This is a genomic window from Actinomadura sp. NBRC 104425 (assembly GCF_030269545.1).
Classification (GTDB): domain Bacteria; phylum Actinomycetota; class Actinomycetes; order Streptosporangiales; family Streptosporangiaceae; genus Spirillospora; species Spirillospora keratinilytica.
Genome location: NZ_BSTN01000007.1, coordinates 99081 through 120426, shown reverse-complemented (window position 1 = coordinate 120426; position 21346 = coordinate 99081). Strand labels below are relative to the sequence as shown.

General features: G+C 73.9%; 15 protein-coding genes. 8 read left to right on the top strand and 7 right to left on the bottom strand.

What is annotated here, in order from left to right:
* Nucleotides 1-91 precede the first annotated feature (91 nt).
* A complete protein-coding gene (locus QSK22_RS13455; protein ID WP_285494454.1) occupies nucleotides 92-673 on the bottom strand; it encodes a DUF3000 domain-containing protein in 582 nt (193 codons plus the stop codon).
* Nucleotides 674-1389: 716 nt separating this feature from the next.
* Between QSK22_RS13455 and hemE the strand changes: the two genes are divergently transcribed.
* From hemE to QSK22_RS13435, 4 genes are all read left to right on the top strand, one after another.
* Nucleotides 1390-2415 (top strand): uroporphyrinogen decarboxylase, encoded by a 1026-nt coding sequence (gene hemE / locus QSK22_RS13450; protein ID WP_285494640.1) that lies wholly within the window; start codon nucleotides 1390-1392, stop codon nucleotides 2413-2415.
* 77 nt (nucleotides 2416-2492) lie between these two features.
* Entirely contained in the window at nucleotides 2493-4022 is a 1530-nt protein-coding gene (gene hemG / locus QSK22_RS13445) for a protoporphyrinogen oxidase (protein WP_285494453.1), read from the top strand.
* Nucleotides 3928-4626: a hydrogen peroxide-dependent heme synthase gene (hemQ, locus tag QSK22_RS13440; protein WP_285494452.1), complete on the top strand. Its 699-nt coding sequence runs from the start codon at nucleotides 3928-3930 to the stop codon at nucleotides 4624-4626. Before hemG ends, hemQ begins: the two co-directional genes overlap by 95 nt.
* Nucleotides 4627-4734: 108 nt before the next feature.
* Nucleotides 4735-5382 carry a hypothetical protein gene (locus tag QSK22_RS13435; protein WP_285494451.1) on the top strand — a complete coding sequence of 216 codons (648 nt, stop codon included), beginning with the start codon at nucleotides 4735-4737 and terminating at the stop codon, nucleotides 5380-5382.
* 60 nt (nucleotides 5383-5442) lie between these two features.
* On the opposite strand, the gene msrB is transcribed toward QSK22_RS13435, so the two are convergent.
* Nucleotides 5443-5844 (bottom strand): peptide-methionine (R)-S-oxide reductase MsrB, encoded by a 402-nt coding sequence (gene msrB / locus QSK22_RS13430; RefSeq protein WP_285494450.1) that lies wholly within the window; start codon nucleotides 5842-5844, stop codon nucleotides 5443-5445.
* A gap of 106 nt (nucleotides 5845-5950) precedes the next feature.
* On the opposite strand from msrB, the gene QSK22_RS13425 reads away from it, so the two are divergent.
* Entirely contained in the window at nucleotides 5951-7036 is a 1086-nt protein-coding gene (locus tag QSK22_RS13425) for a DNA polymerase domain-containing protein (protein WP_285494449.1), read from the top strand.
* 142 nt (nucleotides 7037-7178) lie between these two features.
* Complete coding sequence (locus tag QSK22_RS13420; RefSeq protein ID WP_285494448.1) at nucleotides 7179-9098, top strand: Xaa-Pro dipeptidyl-peptidase; 1920 nt, start codon at nucleotides 7179-7181, stop codon at nucleotides 9096-9098.
* 59 nt (nucleotides 9099-9157) lie between these two features.
* Here QSK22_RS13420 and QSK22_RS13415 read toward each other — a convergent pair whose 3' ends face one another.
* A complete protein-coding gene (locus QSK22_RS13415) occupies nucleotides 9158-10606 on the bottom strand; it encodes an aldehyde dehydrogenase family protein (RefSeq protein ID WP_285494447.1) in 1449 nt (482 codons plus the stop codon).
* A gap of 185 nt (nucleotides 10607-10791) precedes the next feature.
* On the opposite strand from QSK22_RS13415, the gene QSK22_RS13410 reads away from it, so the two are divergent.
* Nucleotides 10792-12201 carry a sulfatase-like hydrolase/transferase gene (locus QSK22_RS13410; protein ID WP_285494446.1) on the top strand — a complete coding sequence of 470 codons (1410 nt, stop codon included), beginning with the start codon at nucleotides 10792-10794 and terminating at the stop codon, nucleotides 12199-12201.
* A 69-nt stretch (nucleotides 12202-12270) separates the two neighbouring features.
* Here QSK22_RS13410 and QSK22_RS13405 read toward each other — a convergent pair whose 3' ends face one another.
* A complete protein-coding gene (locus QSK22_RS13405) occupies nucleotides 12271-14670 on the bottom strand; it encodes a HelD family protein (protein WP_285494445.1) in 2400 nt (799 codons plus the stop codon).
* 704 nt (nucleotides 14671-15374) lie between these two features.
* On the opposite strand from QSK22_RS13405, the gene QSK22_RS13400 reads away from it, so the two are divergent.
* Nucleotides 15375-17063 carry an alkaline phosphatase D family protein gene (locus QSK22_RS13400; protein ID WP_285494444.1) on the top strand — a complete coding sequence of 563 codons (1689 nt, stop codon included), beginning with the start codon at nucleotides 15375-15377 and terminating at the stop codon, nucleotides 17061-17063.
* 98 nt (nucleotides 17064-17161) lie between these two features.
* Here QSK22_RS13400 and QSK22_RS13395 read toward each other — a convergent pair whose 3' ends face one another.
* The 3 genes from QSK22_RS13395 to glgX all read right to left on the bottom strand — a co-directional run bounded on the left by QSK22_RS13395 (nucleotide 17162) and on the right by glgX (nucleotide 21288).
* A complete protein-coding gene (locus tag QSK22_RS13395) occupies nucleotides 17162-18253 on the bottom strand; it encodes an ATP-dependent DNA ligase (RefSeq protein ID WP_285494443.1) in 1092 nt (363 codons plus the stop codon).
* Nucleotides 18254-18351: 98 nt separating this feature from the next.
* Nucleotides 18352-19134, bottom strand: coding sequence for a pyrimidine reductase family protein (locus tag QSK22_RS13390; protein WP_285494442.1), 783 nt, complete (start codon nucleotides 19132-19134; stop codon nucleotides 18352-18354).
* A gap of 27 nt (nucleotides 19135-19161) precedes the next feature.
* Nucleotides 19162-21288: a glycogen debranching protein GlgX gene (gene glgX, locus QSK22_RS13385; RefSeq protein ID WP_285494441.1), complete on the bottom strand. Its 2127-nt coding sequence runs from the start codon at nucleotides 21286-21288 to the stop codon at nucleotides 19162-19164.
* Between the last annotated feature and the right edge of the window lie 58 nt (nucleotides 21289-21346).

The following is a 21346-nucleotide window of genomic DNA, read 5'->3' as shown; positions in this document are numbered from 1 at the left end:
GGGTCCCGCGGCGGACTGCGCCCCTGCCGCGCCCTCGTCGGCGGCTTCGGTCTCGGACGCTGTGCTTCCCACGTCCCCTACCGTACGTCGCTCAGTGTCCGGATCCGCCGGGACGATCCGGCAGCGCGCTCACCCCGGACGGCGGCAGCCCCGCCGTGGTGCACATCACCTCGCACCACGCCAGCACGTGCCCGGTGAGATCGTCGCCGGTCGGGGACCAGGAGGCGCGCAACTCCAGCTCGGTCGTGGACGGCTCGCCGCGCTTGTCGCCGAAGCTCTCCGACACCGCCCGGGTGACCGTGCCGGACACGCCCGCGTACCCCGCGGGTTCCAGCGCCTCCAGCAGCCAGCTCCAGGCCACCGAGCCGATCAGCTCGTCGGCGGCGATCTCGGGCTCCAGGTCGGCGCGGATGTAGGCGACCACGCGGAACCCGCCGGTCCAGCCGGCGCGGCCCTCGGGGTCGTACAGCACGATCAGCCGGCCGGTGGCCACCTCGGTCTCGGCGTCGGTGCCGGCGTCGCGGTACACGCTGCCGGACAGGGCCGCCGCGTAGGGCGCCAGCCGCTGTGGCGCGGGCATGTCCTCCAGGTCGAGCTCGGGCCGGATCGGCTCGCCCTCCAGGATCGCCCGCAGCGTGTCGCGGGCGCGCCGGAACGGCGCGGGCACGGTCATGATCGGACCGCCGAGGTGGCGGCCCCGCACCGGGGCGCGGTGCGGGGGGCTCGTCGCGGCGCCGGGCGCGGCGACGGGGGATTGAGGCGGAGACAGAGGCACAGCACAGGTTTCGTCTCGGGGGCGCGCGCCGTCAGGCCACGGCCCGCTGGTACGCGGCGCGGCCGCTGGCGGATGCGCCGGGGGCGGAACCGGGAGCGGCCGGGGACCCGCCCGCGGCCGGGCTGCTCGACCCGCCGCGCGCGGCGGCGGACGGGGCCGACCGGGCCGGCGCGGGGACGGCCGGCGCGGCGGGGGCGCCGGCGGATCCGGGCGGCAGGCCGATCAGGACCGCGGCCCCGCACCCGGTGCAGACCCTCTCGGGGCAGTCCGCGCCGTGCCCGTCAGGGCAGGGCGGCCGCTCGAAGAGGCGGTCGTCACCGCAGGTGGAGCAGTACAAGGGGACCTCCCTCGGCTATGACACGGATCACGTTCGCATGCGGCGGTGACAGAATGCGGGACTTCGCTCGGCGTGTCCGGAACTTCGTGCGCCGCCACGGCGACGCCCCCCGATCGTGCCCGATCCCCCCGGAGTCCGCCGAATCGGCGTACGTTGTACGCAAAACGGGCGGACCGCGGGCGACTTGCGCGGGGCGGTGCGCCCCGGCGGGGGTGTCCGTGGGAGCATCTCACATGTGGTCGAAGACGCCGTTGGAACCAAGGACTCCGCTTCCGGGCTGGAGGACAGCCCCTTCCTGAGGGCCTGCCGCCGCCGGCCCGTGCCGTACACGCCGGTGTGGTTCATGCGGCAGGCGGGCCGGTCGCTGCCCGAGTACCTGCGGGTGCGCGAGGGCGTGCCGATGCTGGAGGCGTGCGCCCGCCCCGACATGATCATCGAGATCACCCTGCAGCCGCTGCGCCGGTACGCGGTGGACGCGGCGATCTTCTTCAGCGACATCGTCGTGCCGCTGCGCGCGGTCGGCGTCGACCTGGACATCAAGCCGGGCGTCGGGCCGGTGGTCGCCGACCCGATCCGCAGCCCCGAGGGGGTGGCCGCGCTGCGCCGGCTGACTCCGGACGACGTGCCGTTCGTCACCGAGGCGGTGCGCGGCCTGGTCGGCGAGCTGGGCGCCACCCCGCTGATCGGGTTCGCGGGCGGGCCGTTCACGCTGGCCTCGTACCTGATCGAGGGCGGCCCGTCGAAGAACCACGAGCGCACCAAGGCCATGATGTACGGCGAGCCGCAGCTGTGGGACCGGCTGATGGGACGGCTGGCCGACATCACCATCGACTACCTGAAGGTGCAGGTCGAGGCCGGGGCGAGCGCGGTGCAGCTGTTCGACTCCTGGGTCGGCGCGGTCGGCCCGCAGGACTACCGGGCCTCGGTGCTGCCCCACACCCGCCGCGTCTTCCAGGCGCTGGAGGAGTACGGCGTGCCGCGCATCCACTTCGGCGTCGGCACCGGCGAGCTGCTCGGGCTGATGGGCGAGGCCGGGGCCGACGTGGTGGGCGTCGACTGGCGGGTCCCGCTGGACGAGGCCGTCCACCGCGTCGAGCCCGGCAAGGCGCTGCAGGGCAACCTCGACCCGGCGCTGCTGTTCGCGCCGTGGGAGGTGATCGAGGCGCGGGCCCGCGACGTGCTGGCCCGGGGCCGCACCGCCGAGGGCCACGTGTTCAACCTGGGCCACGGCGTGCTGCCCGCCACCGATCCGGACGTGCTGGCGCGCCTGGCCGACCTGGTCCACGAGGCGTCCGCGTCCTGACCTGCGGGTCACCCCGTGGCCGATCCCTAAGGCCACCCTGATGCCGGTTCGGGAAGACCATCTGGAAAGGTGGAATCATGACCGAGCTGGAGGCGAACGGAGGGCGGCCGCACGCCGTCGTCATCGGCGGCGGGATCGCGGGTCTGACCGCCGCGCGGCAGCTGCTGCGCGGCGGGGCGCGGGTGACGGTCCTGGAGGGCTCATCCGACGTCGGCGGCAAACTGAAGGTCAGCGAGGTCGGCGGGATCCCCGTCGACGAGGGCGCCGAGTCCATGCTCGCCCGCCGGCCCGAGGGCCTGGAGCTGGTGCGCGACCTCGGCCGGGCCGGCGACCTGGTGCACCCGGGGACGGCCTCGTCGGCGATCCTCAGCCACGGGGCGCTGCGCCCTCTGCCGTCCGGGCAGGTCATGGGTGTGCCGTCGGACCTTGCGGCGCTGGCCCGCGCGCAGGTGCTGTCTCCGCTGGGCCTGGCCCGCGTGCCGCTCGACCTGGTGCTGCCGGCCACGCCGCGCGGCGCCTCCGACGTGTCGGTGGCCGACTACGTCGGCGCCCGCCTCGGCCGCGAGGTGGTGGACCGGCTGGTCGAGCCGCTGCTGGGCGGCGTGTACGCCGGGCGGGTGGAGGTGCTGTCGTTCGAGGCGACGATGACGCAGGTCGCGGTCGCCTCCCGCAGCCACCGGTCGCTGATCTCCGCCGTCCGCGGCATCCGGCAGGCCGCGCCCGAGAAGCCGGGCCCGGTGTTCGCCACCCTGCCCGGCGGGCTGGGCACCCTGCCGCGCCTGGTGGCCGACGCGATCACCGCCGGGGGCGGGACGGTCCGCACCGGGGCCATGGTGCGCGAGCTGCGCCGCACGCCCACCGGGTGGCGGCTCACCGTCGGCCCGGCGCGCTCGCCCGAGTACCTCGAGGCCGACGCGGTCGTGGTGGCCGTGCCCGCGGCGCCGGCCGCCCGGCTGCTCGCCGACGAGGTGCCCGCCGCGTCCCGGGAGCTGGCCCGCATCGACTACGCCAGCATGGCGATCGTCACGCTGGTCTACCCGGTGAGCGCCTTCCCCCGCCTGCCGCGCGTCAGCGGCTACCTCGTCCCGGCGGTCGAGGGGCGGGAGGTGAAGGCCGTCACCTTCAGCTCGGTCAAGTGGCCGCACCTGCGCGAGAGCGCCCCGGACCTCATCGCGGTGCGCTGCTCCATTGGACGGTACGGCGAGGAGCACACGCTCCAGCGTTCCGACGACGACCTGCGGGCCGCGGCCGTCACCGAACTGGCCGTCACCTGCGGGGTCGACGAACTGCCCATCGCCTCCCGCGTGACGCGGTGGGGCGGGGGGCTGCCCCAGTACAACGTGGGCCACGCCGACGTGGTGGCCCGCATCCGCGCCGCCGTCGCGGGTCAGCCGGGGCTGGCCGTGGCGGGCGCAGCATACGACGGATTGGGCATCCCGGCATGCATCGCCACCGCGCGCGCGGCGGCGACCCGGGTGCTGGAATACCTCGACAATCGGGGAGGAAAGAGTCATGACGGAGCAGGCGAGTCGGCCCAAGGCTCGGGACCTCAACCAGGTGATCCGGTACACGATGTGGTCGGTCTTCCGGGTGAGGACCCACGGTGAGGTCGCCGAGGGCCACGCCGCCGAGGTGCAGGACCTGCTCGACCAGGCCGCGCAGAAGGACGTGACCACCCGCGGGGTGTACGACGTGGCGGGCCTGCGGGCCGATGCCGACTACATGTTCTGGTGGCACGCCCCCAGCTCCGACGACCTGCAGGAGCTCTACTCCCGGTTCCGGCGCACCGCGCTGGGACGCGCCAGCGAGCCGGTGTGGTCGGTGATGGGGCTGCACCGGCCGGCCGAGTTCAACAAGAGCCACATCCCGGCGTTCCTGGCGGGGGAGGAGCCGCGCGGGTACCTGTGCGTCTACCCGTTCGTCCGGTCCTACGACTGGTACGTGCTGCCGGAGGAGGAGCGCCGCCAGATGCTCGCCGAGCACGGCCAGATGGCCCGCGGCTTCCCGGACGTGCGCTCCAACACCGTCTCCTCGTTCGCCCTGGGCGACTACGAGTGGCTGCTGGCGTTCGAGGCCGACGAGCTGCACCGCATCGTGGACCTCATGCGGCACCTGCGGGGCGCCCGGGCCCGGCTGCACGTCCGCGAGGAGATCCCCTTCTACACCGGCCGCCGCAAGCCGGTCGCCGAGCTGGTCGCCGACCTTCCGTGACCCCGCGGGCCCGGGGCGCGGCGGCCGCGCACGGACGCGGCGGCCGGAGTATCCCCCGTTGTCCCGTCTGGACGGAACCTGCGGCGGACTGCCGGTAGAGTGCGGCCCGTGACCAAGGCTCCCCCGAAGCACGCGCGTGGAAGGCACGCCAAACCGCCGTCCGAGCTGGCCGTCCGATGGGACCGGATGGTCAAGGGGCTGGGGGAGTCGGGCAGGCGCAAGCTGCGGGCGGCCGGGGCCGGGACGGCATCGCTGGTGCTGATGGGCGTGGCGGCGGCGGTCGTGATGTCGGCCGCCGGCGGCGGCGACGAGGCGCCCCGGGCCGCAGCCGCCGCCGAGCACGGGACGGGCGGGCGCGGCACGTCGTCCGCGCGGACGTCCGGCGCGTCCGCATCGGCCTCGGCGTCGCCCACCGGCTCGGCCGCAGCATCTGCCGCAACGTCGGGCGACCCCGACGAGGTGCCCGAGGCGCTGACGTACCTGGAGAGCAAGGATCCCGACAAGAAGATCACCAAGCATGTCGAGGACGTCCGGCGCAGCGGCGACTTCCTGCGCGTCTACACCGACCTGGAGGAGGGCGACGAGAACTCCGACCCGGCGGTGTCGCTGTGCGAGTGGACCACCGAGTTCCTGAAGGAGGGCGGGGACGACGAGCCCCGCGTGTTCGTCCACGGCAAGAGCGAGGACAACGGCAGCGTCGTGCTCGCCAACAAGCAGAACGACAAGGACGACTGCAAGGTGGGCGAGACCCGCTGACCCCGGCCCGGCCGCGGCGGCGCGCCCCCGCCCGGGCCGGCCGGGCAGGGGCGGGGGTCGTCACTCGGCGGGTTCCAGCGTGAGGCTGATGCTGTTGATGCAGTAGCGGTCGTCGGTGGGGGTGGGGTAGCCCTCCCCGTGGAAGACGTGGCCCAGGTGGGAGTCGCAGGTCGCGCAGCGCACCTCGGTGCGCACCATGCCCAGGGAGCGGTCCTCCAGCAGGGTGACCGCCTCCGACTTGGCGGGCTCGAAGAACGACGGCCAGCCGCAGTGGGACTCGAACTTGGCTTCCGAGCGGAACAGCTCGGCGCCGCAGGCGCGGCAGCGGTACACGCCCACCGTCGTGGTGTCGGTGTACTCGCCGGTGAAGGGCCGCTCCGTGCCGCCCTCGCGCAGCACGTGGTACTCCTCCGGCGACAGCTGCGCCCGCCATTCCTCGTCGCTCTTGCGGATCTTGTCCATACTCCGACGGTACCCGGGCGGGGCGCGGTGGGGGACATGCCGCATCCGCCCAGATCAGCCGGTCCCCGGCCGGTGGAGTGTCGGCGGCGTGGGTTAGCGTGCCGACATGGCCGCGCCAAGCATCGAGATCCCGGTGGGGGACCGTCTCGTCAAGGTGAGCAACCCCGACAAGGTGTACTTCCCGCAGCCGGGCTACACCAAGCGGCGGCTGGTGGAGTACTTCGTCTCCGTCGGCGAGGGCATTCTGCGCGCCACCCGCGACCGGCCCACCACGCTGGAGCGCTGGCCCGGCGGGGTGTTCGAGGGGGCCCGGCTGGCCACCCGCGGCGACCCGCGCGGCGCCGACGCGTTCTACCAGAAGCGGCTGCCCAAGGGGGCGCCCGGCTGGGTGGAGTCGGCGCGCATCGACTTCCCCAGCGGCCGGTCCGCCGACGAGGTGTGCCCCACCGAGGTGGCGGTGATCGCCTGGGCGGCCAACCTGGGCACGCTGACCTTCCACCCCTGGCCGGTGCGCCGCGCCGACGTCGACCACCCCGACGAGCTGCGCATCGACCTGGACCCCCAGCCCGGCACCGGGTTCGCCGACGCGGTGCGGGTGGCGCTCGGGCCGGTGCGCGACCTGCTGGACGAGCTCGGCTACACCGGTTTCGTCAAGACCTCCGGCAAGGCGGGCGTGCACGTCTACGTGCGGATCGAGCCGCGCTGGACGTTCACCGACGTGCGCCGGGCGGCGCTGGCGTTCGGCCGCGAGGTGGAGCGCCGCGTGCCCGACCTGGTCACCACCAAGTGGTGGAAGGAGGAGCGGGGCGAGCAGGTGTTCATCGACTTCAACCAGAACGCCCGCGACCGCACCATCGCCTCGGCCTACAGCGTCCGGCCGCTGCCGCACGCCCCGGTGTCGGCGCCGGTGACCTGGGACGAGCTGGCCGACGCGGCGCCCGAGGACTTCACGATCGCCACGATGCCGGCCCGGTTCGCCAAGGTCGGCGACCCGCACGCGGCCATCGACGACCGCGCCTTCTCCCTGGAGCCGCTGCTGGAGATGGCGGGCCGCGACGAGCGGGACCGCGGCCTCGGCGACATGCCGTACCCGCCCAACTACCCGAAGATGCCCGGCGAGCCCAAACGCGTCCAGCCCAGCAAGGACACCGACCGTCCCGGACGCCGTCCGGGCGGCAAGGGCAATGTGTGACCAAAAACGGCCGCGCTTCCTACATCGTTGATCTTTACCCGGCCCCGTCCGCGGTGTTGCCTGTGCCTCCGTAAGATCATCGAGAGACCGGAGGTGCGGGTTGCCCGGGAGATCCCTGCGACGAACCCGACGGACCATCGCGGTGGCGCTGGCGACCGGCGTCGTGCTGGCCGGTGCGGGCGGCGTGGCCGACGCCGCCGTCCCCAGGATCGTGGTGAAGGGCGGCGTGACCCAGCCGGTCTTCTCCTACGCCGACGCGATCCGCGAGCACGTGTACGTCGAGTCGCCCCTCGACAGCGACCGCGACGGCAGGCGCGACCGCGTCAACGTGGACATCATCCGGCCCCGGGAGACCGAGCGGGGCCTCAAGGTGCCGGTGATCATGGATGCCAGCCCGTATTACGACAACGCCGGGCGCGGCAACGAGAGCGAGCGCAAGGTCTACGACGCGGCCGGGAACCCGGTGAGGTTCCCGCTGTTCTACGACAACTACTTCGTGCCGCGCGGGTACGCCTTCCTGGCCGTCGACATGATCGGCACGACCAGGTCCGACGGCTGCCCGACCAGCGGCGGGGCGCCCGACGTGCTCGGTGTCAAGGCCGTCATCGACTGGCTGAACGGGCGGGCCAGGGCGTACACGGCGGACGGCGCCCCGGTGAAGGCGTCCTGGACGACCGGCCGCACCGGCATGATCGGCAAGTCGTACGACGGCACGCTGGCCAACGGCGTCGCCGCCACCGGCGTGCGGGGCCTGGAGACGATCGTCCCGATCTCGGCGATCAGCAGCTGGTACGGCTACAGCCGCATGAACGGCGTCAAGTACTGGGAGGACGAGCAGCCCTGGCTCGCCGACTACGTCGACACCGACCCGCCCGACAAGTGCGCCGCCGTCCGCGCCGAGCTGGACGCGGGAGAGGACGACGAGACGGGCGACTACAACGCCTACTGGGCCGAGTCGAACTACCGGCACGGCACCGTCGGCGACGTGCGCAACGTGCGGGCCAGCGTGTTCGCCTACCACGGCGTCAACGACCTGAACGTCAAGACCGACCACTTCGCCGAGTGGTGGAAGGCCCTGGCCGCGCGCGGCGTGACCCGCAAGGTGTGGCTGTCGCAGCGCGGGCACGTGGACCCGTTCGACACCCGCCGCGAGCAGTGGGTCGCCACGCTGCACAAGTGGTTCGACCACGAGCTGCAGGGGATTCCCAATGACGTGCTGCGGGAGCCGCGCGCCGACATCGAGATCGGCCCCGACCAGTGGATCACCCAGGCGGACTGGCCGGCGCCGGCGGCCCGCACGCTGACGCTGCGCCCCGGTGCCGACGGCACGCTCGGCCTCAAGCCCGCCGCCGAGGGCGCCACCGGCGCGTTCACCGACGAGGCCGGGCCGCGGGGCGCCGGCCGCACGGAGGGCGACCTGGTGTCCGACCCGACCGCGGCCAAGCCGTACCGGCTGTCGTTCGTGTCGGCGCCGCTGCCGCGCAGCGTGCGGCTGTCCGGCACGCCCACCGCGGACCTGAAGGTGAAGCTGGACGGGCCGACCGCCAACCTGACCGCGCTGCTGGTGGACTACGGCACCGACACCCGCGTCGACTACCTCGGCTCGGGCGAGGGCATCGAGACGCTGGCCACCGAGAGCTGCCACGGCGAGAGCACCGCCGCCGACGACGCCTGCTACCGGCAGACCCGCACCAAGACGGTCACCTCGGAGGTGAACGTGGTGGCGCGCGGCTGGCTGGACGCCCACAACCGCACCTCGCTCAGCAGGCCGACCCCGCTGACCCCGGGCCGGTACTACGGGGTGCGCTGGGAGACGCTCGCCCAGGAGTACGTCTTCAAGAAGGGCCACCGGCTCGCCCTGGTCATCGCGGGCACCGACGCCGACTACAACACCGAGACGCCCACCGGCGCCCGGGTTACCGTCGATCTGGCGGGCAGCTCGGTCGGCGTCCCCGTCCTGCTCGGCGACGAGGATCCGGCCGCGCTGATCGCCCCGGAGACGGGCGCCTGGCGCGGACCGTCCGACGTGGTGCTGCCCAAGCAGCCCAAGCGGCTCTACTGACCGTATGACGGCCCGTGCGACGGCGGGTCCCCGGCGCGCCGGGGACCCGCCGTCCCGGCTCAGAACTCCAGCACGCCCGCCTTCTCGCGCGTGTAGGCGAGCAGGGAGTCGTTGCCGTAGCCGCTGTCCTTGGTGCCCTCCAGCGGGAACAGCACCTTGCGGAAGGTGTTGATCCACACGGTGCCGGCCTCCAGCGCGCGGAACATGCGGTGGGCGGTGCCGAGGTCGCGCGTCCACACGCCCGCGGCCAGGCCGTAGGGCGAGTCGTTGGCGATGGCGACGGCCTCCTCCTCGGTGTCGAAGGGGATGGCCACCGCGACGGGCCCGAAGATCTCCTCCTGGCAGATGCGCAGCCCGTTGTCGGCGGTGGCGAACAGGGTCGGCTCCACCCAGTAGCCCCCGGCCAGGCGCTTTTCGACCAGCTCGGCGCCGGACCGCCCGCCGAACACCAGCTCGGCGCCCTCCTTGACGCCGAGCTCCAGGTAGGAGGTGACGCGCTCGTACTGCTCGCGGGAGACGATCGGCCCCATCGTGGTGTCGCGGGACAGCGGGTCGCCGAGGCGGATGCCCGCGGCGGCGGCCCGCATCCGCTCGATCATCTCGTCGTACACCGGCCGCTGGATCAGCACCCGGGAGCCGCCGTAGCAGATCTGCCCGGCGTTCGCGGTGAAGATCGCCTGCGTGGTGACGCCCGGCGCGGCCCGGTCCAGGTCGGCGTCGGCGAACACGATGTTGGGGGACTTGCCGCCGAGCTCCAGGGCCAGCGGCTTGAGCGCGTCCGCCGACGCCCGGGTGATGAGCCTGGCGGTGTCCACCGAGCCGGTCAGGCTGATCTTGTCCACGCCCCGGCTGCGCACCAGCGGGTCGCCGACCTCCTCGCCGAGGCCGGAGACGATGTTGAGCACGCCGGGCGGCAGCACCTCGCGCAGCAGCTCGCCGACCCGCAGGGACGAGACGGCGGCCTGCTCGGCGGGCTTGATGATCACGGTGTTGCCCGCCGCCAGCGCCCATGCGGCCTTGGCCGACAGCGTGGAGATCGGCGAGTTCCACGGGATGATGCCCAGCGTCACCCCGTACGGCTCGCGGCGCGTCAGGCCCTGTACGCCGGGGCCGAAGTCGACGCCGCGTCCCTCGGCGGCGCGGACGCACTCGGCGGCGGCGCTGTTCCACAGGTACGTCATGCCGGGCAGGTCGCGTCCGGCGGTCTCGCTGATGATCCGGCCGTTGTCGCGGGTCTCCAGCTCGGCCAGCTCCGCGGCGTGGGCGGCGAAGACCCCGGCGACCTTGCGCAGGTGGGCCGCGCGGGCGGCGGTGGGCAGCGCCGCCCACGCGGGGAAGGCGGCGCGGGCGGCGGCCACGGCCGCCTCGGCGTCGGCGGCGCGGCCGCGCGGCACCCGCGCCCACACCTCGCCGGTGGACGGATCCACCGAGTCCAGCGTGCCGCCGTCGGCGGCGGGGCGCAGCTCGCCGCCGATCAGGTTGGAGTACTCCCGCAGCTGCCTGGTCATCGCCGTGCCCTCCCGGATCCGTCCCGGCTCGTCACTTGACCAAGCGTATGTTTGGTTGTCTGTCCGGGGGAAGGGTGGCCGCCATCGGTGCCGCAATCGGCGGCCGATCCGGCATTGCGCGCGATGATCTCGATTCCCTACTATTCGAGCAAAAACCATCAAAAAAGTAGGGAAAGGCGGTCCGGGTGACGGCGGAGCGGATCGGCAGGCGGGGCGTCGCGGCGGCGCTCGGAACGGTCGCGGCGGGCACGGTCGCCGGAACGGTGCTGGGCGGGGGCGACGCCAGGGCGGACGCGGACGAGCGGCCCTTCCGCGCCGACCCGCGCGCCGCCGGCGGCCGGCGGCCGAACTTCCTGATCATCATCGGCGACGACCTGGGCTGGGCCGACCTCGGCTGCTACGGGTCCCCGCACATCCGCACGCCCAACCTGGACCGGCTCGCCCGGGAGGGCCTGCGGTTCACCGACGCCTACTCGGCCGCCGCCGTCTGCTCGCCCACCCGGTTCGCCCTCTACACCGGCCGCTACCCGGGACGGCTGCGCGGCGGGCTGGAGGAGCCGATCGCCCAGCCCGACAAGCTGCACGGCATCCCGCCGGGCCACCCCACCCTCGCCTCGCTGCTGCGCGACGCCGGATACGCCACCGCCATGTTCGGCAAGTGGCACTGCGGCTTCCTCCCCTGGTACAGCCCGCTGAAGTCGGGCTGGGACACCTTCTTCGGCAACCTGTCCGGCGCCGTCGACTACTACTCCAAGATCTCCAGCACCGGGGCCGACCTGTACGAGGGCGAGGTCCCGGTCGAGAACCTGGAGTACTACACCGACGCCATCGCCGACCGCGCCGCCGACTTCGTCCGCGGCCACCGGGACCGGCCGTGGCTGGTCAACCTCAACTTCACCGCGCCGCACTGGCCGTGGGAGGCGCCCGGCGACCGCGCCGTCAGCGCGGAGATCACCGCCCGGGTGAAGGCCGGCGACGCCGGGGCGCTCTGGCACAACGACGGCGGCTCGCTGGCCACCTACACCACGATGGTGCAGGCCATGGACGCCGCCGTCGGCCGGGTGCTGCGGGCGCTGCGCGACAGCGGCCGGGAACGCGACACGTTCGTGCTGTTCACCAGCGATAACGGCGGGGAGCGGTGGTCGTACCAGTGGCCGCTGTCGGGCGCCAAGGGCGGGCTGAACGAGGGCGGCATCCGGGTGCCGAACATCCTGCGCTGGCCCGCCCGCATCCGGCCCCGCCAGGTCAGCGACGTCCCGGTCATCACACACGACTGGACGGCGACGATCCTGGAGGCCGCCGGGGTTCGGCCCGCCGCCGACCACCCGCTGGACGGGCACAGCCTCGTCCCCTACCTGCTCAAGGGCGCGCGGCCGCCCGAACGCGACCTGTTCTGGCGGACGCGCACCGAGGGCGCGGTGCGCCGCGGCAAGTGGAAGTACCTGCGCCGCGAAAGCGGCGAGACGCTGCACGACCTGACCGCCGACCCGCGCGAGCAGGCCGACCTCGCCGCCCGGCACCCCGACGTGCTGCAGGCCCTGCGCAGCCGCTGGCAGGAGATCAACAAGGAACTGCTGCCCTACGAGGAGCAATGAGCGGCGTCCGCGGCGTGCGCGGGGCGGGCACGCCGCGGACGCGGGCCCCTCGGCGGGCCGGGGGAGGGCTCAGCGGGACGCCAGCCGCGACAGCATCGGCGGCAGGTCGCCGTCGTGCACCACGGTCAGCCGCCGGGTCGCCCGGGTGATCGCCACGTACAGGTCCCGGCCGCCGCGCGGCGACTGCGCCAGGATTTGCGCCGGGTCCACCAGGACCACCGCGTCGAACTCCAGGCCCTTGGCCTCCTCGCAGGTCAGCACGGTCACGGGGGAGTCCAGCGCCTCCGGCGTCGCCCCGGCGGGGGCGTCTGGCAGCGCCGCCCGCACCTCGGCGTGCCGCGCCGCCGAGACGATCACCGCGAGCCGCCCCTCGGCGCCCGCGGCGACCTCGCCGAGCTCCGCCTCCACCAGGGCCCGCAGCCGGGGCGCCGTCTCCGCGCGGGGGATGCGGACGGCGACCGGGGGCGGGCCGTCGTCGCGGACCGCCCGCGGCGCCGTCTGGTCGGGCGCCACCGCCGCCAGCACGTCCTCGGCCACCCGCATGATCGCCGCCGGGGTGCGGTAGTTGACCAGCAGCCGCTGCTCCCGCCAGCCGTCGGTGACGTACCGGTCGAGCATCTGGCCCCACGAGCGCGCGCCCGCCGGGCTGCCGGTCTGCGCGATGTCGCCCACCACCGTCAGCGAACGCGTCGGGACCCGGCGCATCACCGTCCGCCAGGCCATCTCCGACAGCTCCTGCGCCTCGTCCACGATCACGTGCCCGTAGACCCAGGTGCGGTCGGCGGCGGCCCGCTCGGCGGTGGTCCGCGCCGGGCCGTCGTCGTGGTGCCGGTCGGCCAGCAGGCCCGCGTCCAGGCCCTCGACCTCCGTCAGCCCGGTCACCTGGATCACCTCCCGCGCGTACCGCTCCTGCTCGGCGCGGTCGGCCGCGGCGGCGCGGGCGCGGGCCCGGCCCGCCCGGTCGTCCTCACCGAGCAGCTCGGCCGCCTCGTCCAGCAGCGGCACGTCGGAGACCGTCCACGGGCTGCCCGCCGGGCGCACCAGCAGGCCGCACTCGGCCTCCGTCAGGCCGGCCGCCGCCCCGGCCCGGCCGACCGCCTCGCGGTCGGCGAACAGCTCCTCCAGCAGGCGTTGCGGCGTCAGCTCCGGCCACAGCCCGTCGAGCGCCTCCCGCACCGCCGGCTCCTGCCACAGCGCCTCCTTGGCCAGCCGCAGGTCGGTCTCGTCCAGCAGCGGCTCGTCGGCGCTCTCGGCCATCAGCTCCCGGATCCAGTCGGGCAGGCCCCCCTCGCGGGCCATCTGCTCCAAGGGCTCGTCGGTCATGCGGTCGTACTGCTCGGCGCGGTTCAGCGCGAGCGCCTCCAGCATCTCGTGCACGAACAGCCGGCGCTGGACGTTGTGCGGGGCGCGCAGCGCGCGAGCGCGGTCGCGCAGGCGCCGGCACGTCTCGTGGGCGACGCGCAGCGTCAGCCCGTCCGACTCCACCTCCAGGTCGCCGTCGGGGACGCGCTGGCGGTCCCGCACGGCGGCCTCCACCAGCCACGCCATGCGCAGCCCGCCCTTGAGCACGGCGACCTCGGGCGACTCCACGGCGGTGGCGCGCACCCCGGGGAACAGCTCGCCGACCGTCTTCAGCACCACGTCCGTCTCGCCGAGCCCCGGCAGCACCTGCTCGATGTACCGCAGGAACGTGGCGTTCGGTCCCACCACCAGCACGCCACGCCGCTCCAGCACGTCCCGGTGGGTGTAGAGCAGGTACGCGGCGCGGTGCAGCGCGGCGACCGTCTTGCCGGTGCCCGGGCCGCCCTGGACGACCAGGATCCCCGGCAGCCCGGCGCGGATCACCTGGTCCTGCTCCTCCTGGATGGTGGCGACCACGTCGCTCATCCGGCCGGTGCGGCCGCGGCGCAGCGCGGCCAGCAGCGCAGCCTCGCCGACCAGGGGGCCGCGGTCGCCCTGGCCGAGGCCGTCCAGGTCGAACACCTCGTCGTCGACGCCGACCACCGTGCGGCCGCGCAGGTGCAGGTGGCGGCGGCGGGCCAGGGTGCCGGGCGAGCCCGGCGTCGCGGTGTAGAAGGGGCGCGCCGCGGGGGCGCGCCAGTCGATCAGGAGGGGCTCGCGGTTCTCGTCGCGCAGCCCGATCCGGCCGATGTAGAGGGTGTCGCCCGGTTCGCCGTCCCTGTCCGGGCGGTGGTCGATGCGGCCGAAGCACAGCCCCCGCTCCACCGCGTTGAGCCGGGCCAGCCGGCGGGCCCGCTCGTCGGCGACGACCGTGCGCTCCACCTGAGCCGAGAACGCGCTGCCGCCGCCCTTGCCCGGCCCGGCCCGCAGCGCCTCCTCCGCCGCGGCGCGCTCCTCGTCGAGCCTGTGGTACACCCGCGTCACGTACTCTTGCTCGGCCCGCACGGCGGCGTGCCGCGCGTCCTTGTCCGCACCGTTCGCCGACGTCTCGCGCCCGGGGGTTGACACGGCTCGGCGGGTTCCCTCTTGACGAGTAGCCATGAAGCCGGTACACTCCTATTCATAGGATTGGGGTTTTGTGCGCGTTGTGCAGCAGACCCTATCATGGGATCCGCCTTCCGCGCCCGCCGCTTCCTGCTTGCCTCCGCCGCGGCGGGCGACGCTCCAGGTCACGGCTTCGAAGGCCGCGGCGAATGTGTTCCTTGGATCGGGGATCGTGCTCTCCGGACCACCCGGGGGCGGGCGGCCGCGGACGTGACACCGCCTGCCGCCACCCTCAAGGACCCGGAGCCGTGCGACGGCGGAGACAGATTCCGCCCGCCCCCGACATCACCACCCGACCGGCACCGGGCGTCGTCGTGCAGGGCTCGCCCACCCGCCTGGCCCGCCTGCCGGGCAACCTGAACGGGCGCGGGCCTGCTCACGTTGTGCCACAGCAGGAGTACTCGCTGTCCTCGGGGGTATCCCCGGTGCGGGAGTGACCACCCGGCCCACGGGGATTGACATGCGTTACGGCGCGGGAATGGGGGGCGTTCTCGGGGGCGGCGGCGAGCGGACCGCGGGCGCGGTGCGGGCGCCGCCCGGTTTCTCATGGCGGACGTGAATCGATCGTTCTTGTTGGGTGGGCCGTCACTCCGCGACAACCCTCCGGCCATCGGCCTTGGTGAAGCTGTCCGCCGTTTGATGTCGGATATCTCCCGAAAGGGCACATCATGGCCGCTGCCGTGCACCCGCTGAACCGGAGATCCTTCCTCGTCACCACGGGGCTGGCCGTCGGCACCGCCGCGGCGCTGCCCGCGGTCGCCGGCCCGGCCCGTGCCGCCGCGCGGCGCAGTTCCGGGAAGCTGACCGCCGATCCGTTCACCCTGGGCGTCGCCTCGGGCGACCCCGACCACGACGGCTTCGTGCTGTGGACGCGGCTGGCCCTGGAGCCGCTGGCCGAGGACGGCCTCGGCGGCATGCCGCCCCGCGACGTCTCCGTGGAGTGGCAGGTCGCCTCCGACCCGCGGTTCCGCAAGATCGAGCGGCGGGGCGTCGCCACCGCGCGGCCCGAGTCGGCGCACAGCGTGCACGTCGAGCTGAACGGCCTGCGGCCGGACCGCGACTACTGGTACCGGTTCCGCGCCGCCGGATACGTCTCGCCGGTCGGACGGGCCCGCACCGCGCCGCGCCCCGACACCTTCGGACCGGCGCTGGCCATGGCGTTCGTCTCGTGCTCGCAATTCGAGCACGGGTACTTCACTGCTTACCGGCGGCTGGCCGAGGAGCACCCCGACCTGGTCCTGCACCTGGGCGACTACCAGTACGAGTACCGGGCGGACACCTACACCATCCCCGGCGGCAACGTCCGCGACCACGAGGGGCCCGAGACCGTCACGCTGGCGAACTACCGGCAGCGGCACGCCCAGTACAAGTCCGACCCCGACCTGCAGGCCGCGCACGCCGCCGCCCCGTGGCTGGTGGTGTTCGACGACCACGAGGTCGAGAACAACTGGGCCGGATGGGTGCCCGAGGCGAGCTCCGACACCCCCGACCCCGAGGAGTTCCAGCGGCGGCGCGCCGCGGCGTTCCAGGCGTACTACGAGAACATGCCGCTGCGCCGGTCGTCGGTGCCGAACGGCCCGAACATCCAGATCTACCGGCGCGTCCGGTGGGGCCGCCTGGCCAACTTCCACATGCTCGACACCCGGCAGTTCCGCGACGACCAGGCCTGCGGCGACGGGTACAAGGAGTGCGCCGCCGCCTCCGACCCGTCCCGGTCGATCACCGGGCCCCGGCAGGAGCGGTGGCTGCTGGACGGGTTCCGCCGCTCCGCCGCGCGCTGGGACATCATCGGCCAGCAGGTGTTCTTCGCCCAGCGCGACAACAACGCCGGCCCGGCCAAGGTCACCAGCATGGACGCCTGGGACGGCTACGTGGCCTCCCGCGAGCGCATCACCCGGGGCTGGATCGAGGCCGGGGTGCGCAACCCCGTCGTGCTCACCGGCGACGTGCACGCCCACTGGGCCAGCGAGCTGAAGCTCGACTACGACGACCCCACCGGCAAGACGGTCGGCACCGAGCTGGTCTGCACGTCGATCACCAGCGGCGGGGACGGCGCCGACTCCAACCCTGCCGACCACCCGTTCCTGAAGATCAACCCGCACCTGAAGTTCTACAACAACCAGCGCGGCTACGTGATGACGCGCATCGGCAAGGGCGAGATGCGCGCCGACTTCAAGACGCTTTCGACCGTGCGGACCCGGGACGCGGAGGCCTCCATCAAGGCGACCTTCGTCATCGAGGACCGCGTCCCCGGCCTGAACCAGACCTACCTGCGTCCGTACGTCAGCACCATGGAGGCGCGCGCCCAGCGCGACCTGGGCGAGGAGACGGTGCGCAGCGAGACCCAGCGCCCATAGCCCCTTCCGAAAGGCGCCCCCGCGGCGACGGGGCGGGGAGCGGTGCGCCCGCGCCCGGCATGAGCACACCGGGTGCGGGCACGCCGCCCTCCGGGGGGTCACCTGTCGGCGCGGGGCGCGCCGGCTCCTCTGTCGAGGATGTCGTCCAGGTCGTAGGCGACCGGGACCTCCAGCTGCCCGTAGGTGCACGAGGCGGGGGTGCGGTCGGTGCGCCAGCGGCGGAACCGGGCCGTGTGGCGGAACCGGTCGCCCTCCATGCCGTCGTAGGCGACCTCCACCACCAGCTCCGGGCGCAGCGCCACCCACGACAGGTCCTTCGCGCCGGTCCAGCGGGAGACCGCGCCGGGCATGCGGTCGGCCGTCGCCCCGGTCTGCCGGGCCCAGCCCTCCCACGGGTGGCCGGCCAGGTCGGTCATCCGGTACGGCTCCAGCTCGTGCACGAGCTCGGCCCGGCGCGCCATCGAGAAGGCGGCCGTCACGCCGACGTGCTGCAGCGCGCCCCGCTCGTCGTAGAGGCCGAGCAGCAGGGACCCGACGACCGGCCCGGACTTGTGCCAGCGGAAGCCCGCCACCACGCAGTCCGCGGTCCGCTCGTGCTTGATCTTGAACATGGCGCGCCGGTCGGGCCGGTAGGCGATGCCGACGGGCTTGGCGACCACGCCGTCGAGCCCGGCGCCCTCGAACTCGGCGAACCAGCGCAGCGCCACCTCGTAGGAGTCGGAGGCCGGCGTGACGTGGATGCGCGGCCCGACGCCGGCCAGGGCGTCCACCAGCCGCCGGCGCCGCTCGCCCAGCGGCGTGTCCAGCAGCGACTCGTCGCCGAGCGCCAGCAGGTCGAAGGCGACGAACGAGGCCGGGGTCCGCTCGGCCAGCAGGCTGATGCGCGAGGCGGCCGGGTGGATGCGCTGCTGGAGGGCGTCGAAGTCCAGCCGGGGGCCGCGGCGCAGGATGATCTCGCCGTCCACCACGCAGCGCTCCGGCAGCTCCCGCCGCACCGCCTCCACCAGCTCGGGGAAGTAGCGGGTCAGCGGCCGCTCGCCGCGGCTGGACAGCTCCACCTCGTCGCCGTCGCGGAACACCACGCAGCGGAAGCCGTCCCACTTCGGCTCGTACAGCAGATCGCCTTTGGGCATGGTCTTGACGGCCTTGGCGAGCATCGGCGACAGGGGCGGGCGGATCGGCAGGTCCATTCCCCCATCGTGGCCCTGACCTGTGACAAAACGGGGAAACGGAGCGGAAAGCCTTCGCGTTGACCCCGCCGGTCGCGCCCCGCCCGCCGCGCCTTCCGCTACCCGCCGCGGACGTAGCGCAGGAACAGGTAGTCCTCGCCGTCCCGGTAGGCCGCGGCCAGCCGCAGCCGGGGCGGGACGGGCACCGCCGGGCCGTTGAGGATCCGCACCGCGCCGCCCGCCAGCAGCATGGGGCTGACCGTCAGGCACAGCTCGTCCAGCACCCCGGTCGCCGCGACCTGCGCCAGCACCCGCGGGCCGCCCTCGCACAGCATCCGCTCGTGCCCGCGCGCCACCAGCTCGGCGACGGCGGCGGCGAAGTCGAGCCGGTCCTCGCCCGCGACGATCACGTCGGCGCGTTCGGCGGCGGCGCGCACCCGCCCCGGCGGCGCGGTGCGCGTCGTCAAAAGGATGGTGCGGGCCCGCGGGTCGGCCTCGGTGAAGACGGGGGCGTCCAGGTCCAGGTCGAGGCGGTGCGACACGATCGCCAGCGGCGGCACCGGGGAGCGGCCGGCGCGCAGCTTCTCCCAGCCGCCGGGTCCGGGGCGGACGGGCCCGTAGCCCTCGGCGCGGACCGTGCCCGCCCCGACGATCACCACGTCGGCCAACCCGCGCAGCAGGGACAGCAGCCTGCGGTCGGTCTCGTTGCCGAGCCCGCCGGACCGGTCGTCGCGGGCGGCCGCGCCGTCCACACTGGCGATCATGTTGGCGCGCAGCCAGGGGCCGCCCGGGGGGTAGGCGTAGGCGTCGGCCGGCCGGACCGGGTCGCTGGCGGCGAGGGGGCGCAACGCCAGATCGGCGTCGGTCGGCTGCTCCGCGGAGTCGTGAGGGGGCTCGTGCATAGGCCGAAGGCTACGCGGGGCCGCCCCTCACGGGAGGCGCCGCAGGACGAGCAGCGCGCGGCTCGGCACGTCCAGCCGGTCGCGCGCCTTGGCCGGGGGCCGCTCGCCCGCCGTGCGCCCGCCGGAGGTGTCCAGGGCGAACTCCCAGCGCTCCCCGTAGGCCGCGCCGGGCAGGGTGAAGGCGACCGGCTCGGAGTGCGCGTTGATCAGCAGCAGGAACGAGTCGTCGCGGACGGGCCGGCCGCGCGGGTCCGGCTCGGTGATGGCGTCGCCGTTGAGGAACACGCCCAGCGCCTTGGCGAACCCCGCGGCCCAGTCGTCGCCGGTCATGGCGTCGCCGGAGGGGGTGAGCCAGGCGATGTCGGCGGGCTGCCCGGCGCCGGGCGCCGCCCCCCGGAAGAACCGCCGCCGCCGGAACACCGGATGGTCGCGCCGCAGCCGCGACAGCGTGCGCACGAACTCCAGCAGGCCGCCCGCGCCGCCTGCGCCGCCCGCGCCGTCGCCGTCCCAGTGCACCCAGGTCAGCTCGCCGTCCTGGCAGTAGGCGTTGTTGTTGCCGTGCTGGGTGCGGCCCAGCTCGTCGCCGTGCGACAGCATCGGCACGCCCTGCGACAGAAACAGCGTGGCCAGGAAGTTGCGGCGCTGCCGGGCCCGCAGGTCGCAGATCTCGGGGTCGTCGGCGGGGCCCTCGCGGCCGCAGTTCCAGGACCGGTTGTCGTCGGTGCCGTCCCGGTTGTCCTCGCCGTTGGCCTCGTTGTGCTTGCGGTCGTAGCAGACCAGGTCGGCCAGGGTGAAGCCGTCGTGGCAGGTGATGAAGTTGATCGAGGCGACGGGGCGGCGGGAGCTGTGCTCGTACAGGTCGCTGGAGCCGGTCAGCCGGGACGCGAACTCGGGCATGCTGCCGGGCCGCCCCCGCCAGAAGTCGCGCATCGTGTCGCGGTACTTGCCGTTCCACTCGGTCCACAGCGGCGGGAAGTTGCCGACCTGGTAGCCGCCCTCGCCCACGTCCCACGGCTCGGCGATCAGCTTGACCTGGGAGACCACCGGGTCCTGCTGCACCAGGTCGAAGAACGCCGCCAGCCGGTCCACGTCGTGCAGCTCGCGGGCCAGCGCCGAGGCCAGGTCGAAGCGGAACCCGTCCACGTGCATCTCCGTCACCCAGTACCGCAGCGAGTCCATGATCAGCTGCAGGGCGTGCGGGCTGCGCACGTTCAGCGAGTTGCCGCAGCCGGTGTAGTCGAGGTGGTAGCGCCTGTCGTCGTCGCGCAGCCGGTAGTAGGAGGCGTTGTCGATGCCGCGGAACGACAGCGTCGGCCCCAGGTGGTCGCCCTCGGCGGTGTGGTTGTAGACCACGTCGAGGATGACCTCGATGCCCGCCTCGTGCAGCGCCCGCACCATCGCCTTGAACTCCGGCACCTGCTCGCCGGCCTGCCCGGACGAGCTGTAGGCGTTGTGCGGCGCCAGGAACCCGATGGTGTTGTAGCCCCAGTAGTTGGTCAGGCCGCGCGCGACCAGGGCGTGCTCGGGGACGAACTGGTGCACCGGCATCAGCTCCACGGCGGTCACGCCCAGGCCGGTCAGATGGTCGATCATGGCGGGGTGGGCCAGCCCCGCGTACGTGCCGCGCAGCTCCTGCGCAAGCGCCGGGTGCAGCCGGGTCAGGCCCTTGACGTGCGCCTCGTAGATCAGCGTCTCGTGGTAGGGCACCCGCGGCGGGTGGTCGTCGCCCCAGTCGAAGAACGGGTTGATCACCACGTTCTTCGGCATGTAGGGGGCGCTGTCGTCGTCGTTGACCGCGTCGACGTCGGCGAACCGGTAGGAGAACAGCGACTCGTGCCAGCGCACCTCGCCCTCCACGGCCTTGCCGTACGGGTCGAGCAGCAGCTTGGCGGGGTTGCACCGGTGGCCGCTCCCGGGGTCGTACGGCCCGTGCACCCGGTACCCGTAGCGCTGCCCGGGGCCCACGCCCGGCAGGTAGGCGTGCCAGACCAACCCGTCCACCTCCGGCAGGTCGTGGCGGGTCTCACGGCCCGCCGCGTCGAACAGGCACAACTCCACCCGGTGCGCCACCTCGGAGAAGAGCGCGAAGTTGGTGCCCGTGCCGTCCCACGTGGCGCCCAGCGGGTACGACTCCCCGGGCCAGACCTCCCGCATCGTCCTGTGCTCCCCAGTGTCGGCGTGGCCGGCGTGTCGGCGTGACTGACAGGCGTCC

Bases quoted from the DNA above. Each gene is read 5' to 3' on its own strand.
- msrB (WP_285494450.1), bottom strand. From the start codon at position 5,844: ATGGACAAGATCCGCAAGAGCGACGAGGAATGGCGGGCGCAGCTGTCG.
- QSK22_RS13415 (WP_285494447.1), bottom strand. From the start codon at position 10,606: ATGACCAGGCAGCTGCGGGAGTACTCCAACCTGATCGGCGGCGAGCTG.
- QSK22_RS13455 (WP_285494454.1), bottom strand. From the start codon at position 673: ATGACCGTGCCCGCGCCGTTCCGGCGCGCCCGCGACACGCTGCGGGCG.
- QSK22_RS13390 (WP_285494442.1), bottom strand. From the start codon at position 19,134: ATGCACGAGCCCCCTCACGACTCCGCGGAGCAGCCGACCGACGCCGAT.
- QSK22_RS13395 (WP_285494443.1), bottom strand. From the start codon at position 18,253: ATGGACCTGCCGATCCGCCCGCCCCTGTCGCCGATGCTCGCCAAGGCC.
- hemG (WP_285494453.1), top strand. From the start codon at position 2,493: ATGACCGAGCTGGAGGCGAACGGAGGGCGGCCGCACGCCGTCGTCATC.
- QSK22_RS13400 (WP_285494444.1), top strand. From the start codon at position 15,375: ATGGCCGCTGCCGTGCACCCGCTGAACCGGAGATCCTTCCTCGTCACC.
- QSK22_RS13425 (WP_285494449.1), top strand. From the start codon at position 5,951: ATGGCCGCGCCAAGCATCGAGATCCCGGTGGGGGACCGTCTCGTCAAG.
- glgX (WP_285494441.1), bottom strand. From the start codon at position 21,288: ATGCGGGAGGTCTGGCCCGGGGAGTCGTACCCGCTGGGCGCCACGTGG.
- hemQ (WP_285494452.1), top strand. From the start codon at position 3,928: ATGACGGAGCAGGCGAGTCGGCCCAAGGCTCGGGACCTCAACCAGGTG.